Here is a 6,867-nt window from a genome sequence, read left to right as displayed (position 1 = left end):
ATTAAGCCAGTGAATCTGCTTTTCTAAAACGGCCCTGATAATCAAATATCTTTTCTCTGATTTGCCACCACTGCCCACGACGACGAGCGACGACAAAATCCGGATAACGTAATAATGCTTGCTGGGCGATGATATCTGCTGCGGTTTGCCATTTTAATGTCACACCCGGAGCCCGCTGGTGGGGGCGCAGGAAAATTTGCTCAAATGCCATGCGTTGTGCGGGGGTGGTTAACCGAAAACGTTCACTGGTATCCGTACCGTCCTCGTCGTAATAAGTGATTTTTAGCCACTCACCTTTGGCATCATGCCCGGTTTCAAAGCTCATCCCACCACAACGTAGCACCAGAGCATCTTTTAATTTCAATGCGGCTTTCAACATGTCATCAGGGTCAACCAACACTTCCTGGCACTGATGACAGCGGCGCGCCGCAATATCGTTTTCTGCCCCGCAGTGTGGGCAGGATTTAAAGCGGAAGCGGTAGTCACATTGCGCTCTTGCGCCTTCGTCATCTTCAAACCAGCCCTGACACCGCCGGCCATAATGTTCGATAATCTCGCCTGATTCGGTGCATTTTCCCCAGAATATATTGGCAAAACCGCAATCCGGGCAAAAAACCTGCACCGGCTGGCTGTCGCTGTGGGGTTTGCTGCTGCCAACCTCCGGTGTGAACAGGTCGTGGGGGTTACCGGCGTAATCCAGAATCAGACAATCTGTTTTACCCGGCGAGAGCCGCAGGCCCCGCCCGACAATTTGCTGATATAAACTGACGGATTCCGTCGGGCGCAGAATGGCAATCAAATCAACATGAGGGGCATCAAAACCGGTCGTCAGCACTGCAACATTCACCAAATAATGCAATTGCTGCTGCTTAAAGGCGGTAATTAATGCATCCCGCTCCGCAGGGGGGGTTGTGGCACTCACCAGGGCGGCCTGGCCCTTGGGCAGCAGCCCATAGACCTCTTTGGCATGCTCGACGGTGGCGGCGAAAATCATCACCCCCCGGCGCTGGCTGGCATATTCGATTATCTGGCTAACAATGTGCGGGGTAATTCTTTGCTGCTGTTTCAGTTCGCGGTCTAAATCGGCTTCAGGGAACATGCCGCTGCTGTTGCTGGTCAGGCGGCTGAAATCATACTGGACGACGGGCATATCCAGCCGTTCCGGTGGAACAAGAAAACCGTGTTTAATCATGTAACGCAGGGGTAATTCATAAATACAGTCGCGAAACAGGGATTTCCCATCACCACGGGTAATACCGTGATAGTGAAATTGATAAATCCAGCCTTTGCCCAGTCGGTAGGGGGTGGCGGTCAACCCCAACAGACGTAGCCGTGGGTTGGTGTGGCGTAAATGCTGAATAATTTGTTGGTATTGGCTGTCATCTTCATCACTGATTCGATGGCATTCATCAATAATCAGTAGTGAAAAGGCACTATCAAATAAAGAAAGGTTTCGTGCTACAGATTGAACACTGCCAAACACGACTTTCCCTTCGCTTTGGCGCTGTTGCAGCCCAGCGGCGAAGATATCAGCCTCTAAGCCATAGGCGCAATATTTGGCATGATTCTGTGCGACCAATTCTTTAACATGCGCCAGTACCAGCACGCGCCCACGGGCCAGCTTTGCCAATTCGGCAATCACCAAACTTTTACCGGCCCCGGTGGGTAAGACAATCAGTGCCGGTTCTGTGTGGCGACGAAAATGGGCCAAAGTCGCATCTACGGCTTCTTGCTGATAAGGGCGTAATGTAAAAGCCATTAATGCGCCAGCTCGATGATTTTCATTATTATTTTCAATGACTTCAATTTATTCATCATTTGCAACACTTTCCTACCGGGTATAAATGCCATTTGTCTTCAAGAGTTTCTATTATTATGCCAGTGGCGGGTGACCTGTGCGAGGGGCCGTGGTAGGCGGTTTCTCAATAACCGTTTTTGCGTAACTGTTTCTAGGATGATATGGCAACCGCCGCTATACTGCTTCATTAATTTCACACCGTATTATGAGCATTCTGCCGTCTTTGGCAGGGGTGATTGCGGGTATCGTGCCCATCGGTGGCACGACTATACAACAGGCAAAGTAGATTCAATGCGATTGGACAAGTTTTTATCTCAGCAATTAGGTGTCAGCCGGGCGTTGGTAGCGCGCGAGCTGCGGGCAAAACGTGTCACCATTGATGGTGAAGTGGTTAAAAGTGGTGCAATTAAGCTGACACCAGAGCAAGACGTGAGATTTGATGGCAACCCATTACAACAAATGGTTGGCTCGCGTTACTTTATGCTGAACAAACCGCAGGGTTATGTGTGTTCGACTGAAGACCCAGACCATCCAACGGTGCTGTATTTCCTAGACGAACCTGTCGCCTATAAACTTCATGCGGCTGGCCGGCTAGATATAGATACCACCGGATTAGTGCTGATGACTGATGATGGCCAATGGTCACACCGCATCACTTCTCCACGCCACCATTGTGAAAAAACCTATCTGGTGACGCTGGAACACCCGCTTGCGGATGATACCGCGCAGCAGTTTGCTGACGGCGTACAGTTGCATAACGAAAAATCCTTAACCAAACCTGCCCAGCTTGAGGTTATCGAACCGCAGTTGGTGCGTTTGACTCTTAGCGAGGGGCGCTATCATCAAGTTAAACGGATGTTTGCGGCTGTCGGAAACCGGGTGTTAGAGCTGCACCGTGAGCGAATTGGCGCTATCAAACTAGATGATGATTTAGCCCCTGGCGAATATCGTCGACTGACGGCGGAAGAGATTGCGAGCGTAGGCGCTCCCCATCTGTAATTGACTTGCTATTACAGCGTGAGCCGGTGGTTTCATGCTGTTCTGCCGTTGATATTCCCGCACCAGGCTTTGAAGGAGTTGTGGAACGTGCCAGCCAGTAATCAACATGAAGAAAAGAACCGAACATCCCACTTTAGCTTAATCTTTATCTTGGGTTTACTGTCAATGCTGATGCCTTTGGCGATTGATATGTACCTGCCCAGTATGCCGATTATTGCACAAGAGTTTGGGGTGGAAAGTGGTGCGGTGCAGATGACCTTAAGCGCTTATGTGCTGGGGTTTGCCATCGGGCAAATGTTCTATGGGCCGATGGCTGATAGCCTCGGGCGCAAACCGGTTATTTTCTGGGGGACATTGATTTTTGCACTGGCGGGGATGGCCTGTGCTATGGCGCAATCGATTGAGCAATTGATCAATATGCGCTTCTTGCATGGATTGTCGGCGGCGGCGGCGAGTGTGGTGATAAATGCATTGATGCGAGACATGTTCACCAAAGATGATTTCTCCCGCATGATGTCTTTTGTGGTCTTAGTGATGACTATCGCCCCTTTGTTAGCACCGATTATTGGGGGCGCGTTGCTGGTGTGGTTTAGCTGGCATGCCATCTTCTGGACTATGGCTGGCGCGGCTTTAGTGGCGGCAGTATTGGTTTCACTGTTTATCAAAGAAACCTTGCCCAAAGAGAAGCGACAGCGGTTTCATTTGCGTACTACTATAGGCAATTTCGCCACCTTATTCCGTCACAAGCAAGTGCTGAGTTACATGCTGGCTAGTGGTTTCTCTTTCGCCGGGATGTTTTCTTTCCTCAGTGCTGGCCCCTTTGTTTATATTGATTTAAATGGCGTTTCTCCGCAGAACTTTGGCTATTACTTTGCGCTGAATATTGTCTTTTTATTCTTGATGACATTGATTAACAGCCGCAATGTTCGCCGCTTCGGGGCATTGAAAATGTTCCGTTTTGGTCTGGCGGTTCAGTTAGTGATGGGGATCTGGTTGCTGGTGGTTTGTGCCGCCGGCCTTGGGTTCTGGGCACTGGTATTGGGTGTGGCTGCCTATGTTGGCTGTATCGCGATGGTCACTTCAAATGCCATGGCGGTCATCTTGGATGATTTTCCGCATATGGCGGGCACCGCTTCTTCTCTGGCTGGAACCTTGCGCTTTGGCATTGGCGCGATAGTCGGAACATTGTTAGCGATGGCGCCGTCACATAGTGCCTGGCCAATGGTCAGCTCAATGGCATTTTGTATTATTGCGGCTATGTTGTTGTATCTTTATGCCAGCTGTCCACATAAGAATGCCGTGAAATAATCATCATGGGCCAGGCAGATGGATAAACATGCAAGGAAGGCCAGATGCTGCCTTTCATGTTTATTCTCTGTTGCCTCGGCAACTTTATTGATTAACATTTTGTTGGTATTTCTCTCTTTTTCCTTTTATTCCATCAAATATCGCTCTTTTTAACACTCAAAAGAGCCGAATTCTTGCGCCCGATCAACATAATAAGCATGCATATCATTATTTATTGCATAGTTATTTCTGTCACCATATTGTTAACTTTTTGAGCGAGAATATAAAAAAGTCTAAGGCGTTATTAGGCGATTTTTATCTATTGTTTTTGCTTATTAACAGATGACTGATATCAATGAATATATATATTTATCAATTAATTAAATTGATTTTATTGGATTAGGATAACAGTGATTTGTTCTTTAAATGTAAAATCTTGAATGATATTAGGTAACATCTTTGCAAGAAAAATGGTTGAGATGACCGCCAGAAAGGTATAAATATAACGAAAAATGGGATCTAAATCCCAAACTGGCAGTTCCAGCCTTGGCATTGGGAGCTTACTCAAGGTTAAGAACAGCACAAAAATGACGTTGTGTATTTTTAGTTTCTAAATTGTTATCAATATTGTGTTTTGATGAGGTTTGAATCAAGCACAATGGCAACTTAGCGGCTATAACTTTAGTGAGCGTGAGTCATTGTGGTGCTTTTGTTGCCTTTTGCATTTTTATTTTGACTAGGAAAAATACGTGAATAATATCCAACTTTCGGTAGTACATCGTCTGCCGCAAAGTTACCGTTGGTTATCTGGTTTTATCGGCGTCAAAGTTGAACCAATACCCTTGGCGGCGATAGACGAAACTAATAATGACCTAATGGGGCTTAAATTACTCAGTCACGATGGCAAACATGCGCACATTATCATGCAGCGGCTCCATCTCTCGCTACAAGAGATTCAGGTGGATTCTGCGATTATTGAATGGGAAGGCGAACCTTGCTTGTTTGTCCACCATCAGGACGAAAGTGCCGCTATGTGCCGGCTGAAAGATGTGGGTGTTGCCATTGCTGAAACCATGACGGCACTTTATCCCTTCTGACCGCCAGGCAGAGAGTCTGCCGGCGCGTCAGTCTTGTGAGTCAGCCACGCTATGCTGGCGCTTTTTTATGTCTCGTTCCTGCGCTTCATCGAGTTAATCTGCAAATTGCAATAATTGCTGGGTATATTGCTGTTTTGGCGCGGCGAATATGGCCTGACAGTCCCCTTGCTCGACGACTTCACCTTGCCTTAACACAATCACTTGATGGCAGAGTGACCGCACGACTTGTAAGTCATGGCTGATAAACAGGTAACTGAGTTGGTAACGTTGTTGCAGGGATTTCAGTAAGGCCAGAATTTGCGCCTGTACCGATTTATCTAATGATGAGGTTGGCTCATCGAGGATAACTAACTGAGGTTGCAGAATTAATGCCCGTGCAATGGCAATGCGTTGGCGTTGTCCACCCGAGAATTCGGTTGGGTAGCGATGCCGGCTCACTGGATCCAAGCCCACTTCCTCCATCGCTTTAATCACCCGTAATTCGCGGTGCGCGGCGCTGAGTTTCTGATGCACCTCCAGCCCTTCGGCAATAATTTGCTGGACATTCAAACGCGGGTTCAGAGCTGAGTAGGGGTCTTGGAACACCACTTGGATACGGCTGCGGTAAGGTAACATCTGCTTTGGCGAAAAGCGGTGTAGCGGTTGGCCGTCAAACCAAATCTCCCCTTGGGAGGGCAGTAAGCGCAGCAATGCCAGCCCGGTTGTACTTTTCCCTGAGCCGGACTCACCTACTAATCCTAAACTTTCCCCAGGTTTTAAATCAAAACTGAGATCTTTCAGCGCATAGTGATGAGAGACGGTGCGGCGCAATAAACCCCGTTTGATAGGAAAAGCCACTTGCAGCCCTTTAACGGTGAGTAAAGGTTGCAGACCTGGAGTCAGAGGCAGTGGGTCACCTTGCGGCTCGGCATCTAATAACTGGCGGGTATAAGGGTGCTGAGGGGCGCTGAACAGTGCCTGACGGGTACTTTGCTCAAGGATACGGCCCTCGCGCATCACCGCCACGTTATCAGCTAACCGGCGCACTATATTCAGGTTATGAGTGATAAACAGCAAACTCATACCCATTTCTTGCTTTAACTCTTTCAGCAAATCCAAAATCTGGGCCTGCACCGAGACATCCAGGGCAGTGGTCGGCTCATCAGCTATCAACAGCTTGGGTTGGGTCAATACCGCCATCGCAATCATAACTCGCTGGCGTTCTCCCCCGGAAAGTTGATGTGGGAAGTCTGCCAGTCGGCCCTTGGCATTGCGGATCCCCACTCGGTCAAGGCACTGAATGATTTCAGCTCGAGCCGCTTCCTGGCGCATTCCTCGGTGCAGTGACAGCACTTCAGCTAGCTGCTTTTCAATGGTATGCAAGGGGTTTAATGACACCATTGGCTCTTGGAATATCATTGAAATTTTATCGCCACGGATCCCGCGCAAAGTCGGCTCATCAGCATGTAGCAGAGATTGACCCGCAAACAGAATATCGCCGCTGGGGTAAACCACCGGTGGCGAGGGCAATAAACGCAATATCGACAAGGCGGTAACACTTTTGCCGGAGCCGGACTCACCGACCAAGGCCAGTGTTTCACCGGCGTCTACTTGCAGTGACAGCTGGTTTACCACCTGGCGCTCAACACCGGCTTGGCGAAAAGCAATACTGAGATTTTGAATATCCAGCAGTGGAGACGTCGCCAT

General features: G+C 48.7%; 5 protein-coding genes. 3 read left to right on the top strand and 2 right to left on the bottom strand.

Going from position 1 to position 6,867, the window contains the following annotated elements; all coding sequences use genetic code 11:
• Nucleotide 1 precedes the first annotated feature (1 nt).
• Nucleotides 2–1,759, bottom strand: a complete 1,758-nt coding sequence (gene radD, locus YROHD0001_RS05675) for a DNA repair helicase RadD (protein ID WP_004715528.1) — start codon at nucleotides 1,757–1,759, stop codon at nucleotides 2–4.
• 330 nt (nucleotides 1,760–2,089) lie between these two features.
• Between radD and rsuA the strand changes: the two genes are divergently transcribed.
• The 3 genes from rsuA to YROHD0001_RS05690 all read left to right on the top strand — a co-directional run bounded on the left by rsuA (nucleotide 2,090) and on the right by YROHD0001_RS05690 (nucleotide 5,181).
• Nucleotides 2,090–2,797, top strand: a complete 708-nt coding sequence (gene rsuA, locus YROHD0001_RS05680; RefSeq protein ID WP_004715527.1) for a 16S rRNA pseudouridine(516) synthase RsuA — start codon at nucleotides 2,090–2,092, stop codon at nucleotides 2,795–2,797.
• An 87-nt stretch (nucleotides 2,798–2,884) separates the two neighbouring features.
• The gene (locus YROHD0001_RS05685; protein ID WP_004715526.1) at nucleotides 2,885–4,105 is read left to right on the top strand and encodes a Bcr/CflA family multidrug efflux MFS transporter; all 1,221 of its coding nucleotides are present in this window, start codon (nucleotides 2,885–2,887) and stop codon (nucleotides 4,103–4,105) included.
• 728 nt (nucleotides 4,106–4,833) lie between these two features.
• On the top strand, nucleotides 4,834–5,181 hold the full coding sequence (locus YROHD0001_RS05690; protein ID WP_004715524.1) for a YejG family protein: 348 nt from the start codon (nucleotides 4,834–4,836) through the stop codon (nucleotides 5,179–5,181).
• 93 nt (nucleotides 5,182–5,274) lie between these two features.
• Here YROHD0001_RS05690 and yejF read toward each other — a convergent pair whose 3' ends face one another.
• Entirely contained in the window at nucleotides 5,275–6,867 is a 1,593-nt protein-coding gene (gene yejF / locus YROHD0001_RS05695; protein ID WP_004715522.1) for a microcin C ABC transporter ATP-binding protein YejF, read from the bottom strand.

The sequence above is a fragment of the Yersinia rohdei ATCC 43380 genome, assembly GCF_000173775.1.
Lineage (GTDB): Bacteria > Pseudomonadota > Gammaproteobacteria > Enterobacterales > Enterobacteriaceae > Yersinia > Yersinia rohdei.
This window is presented reverse-complemented; position numbering and strand designations above follow the sequence as displayed.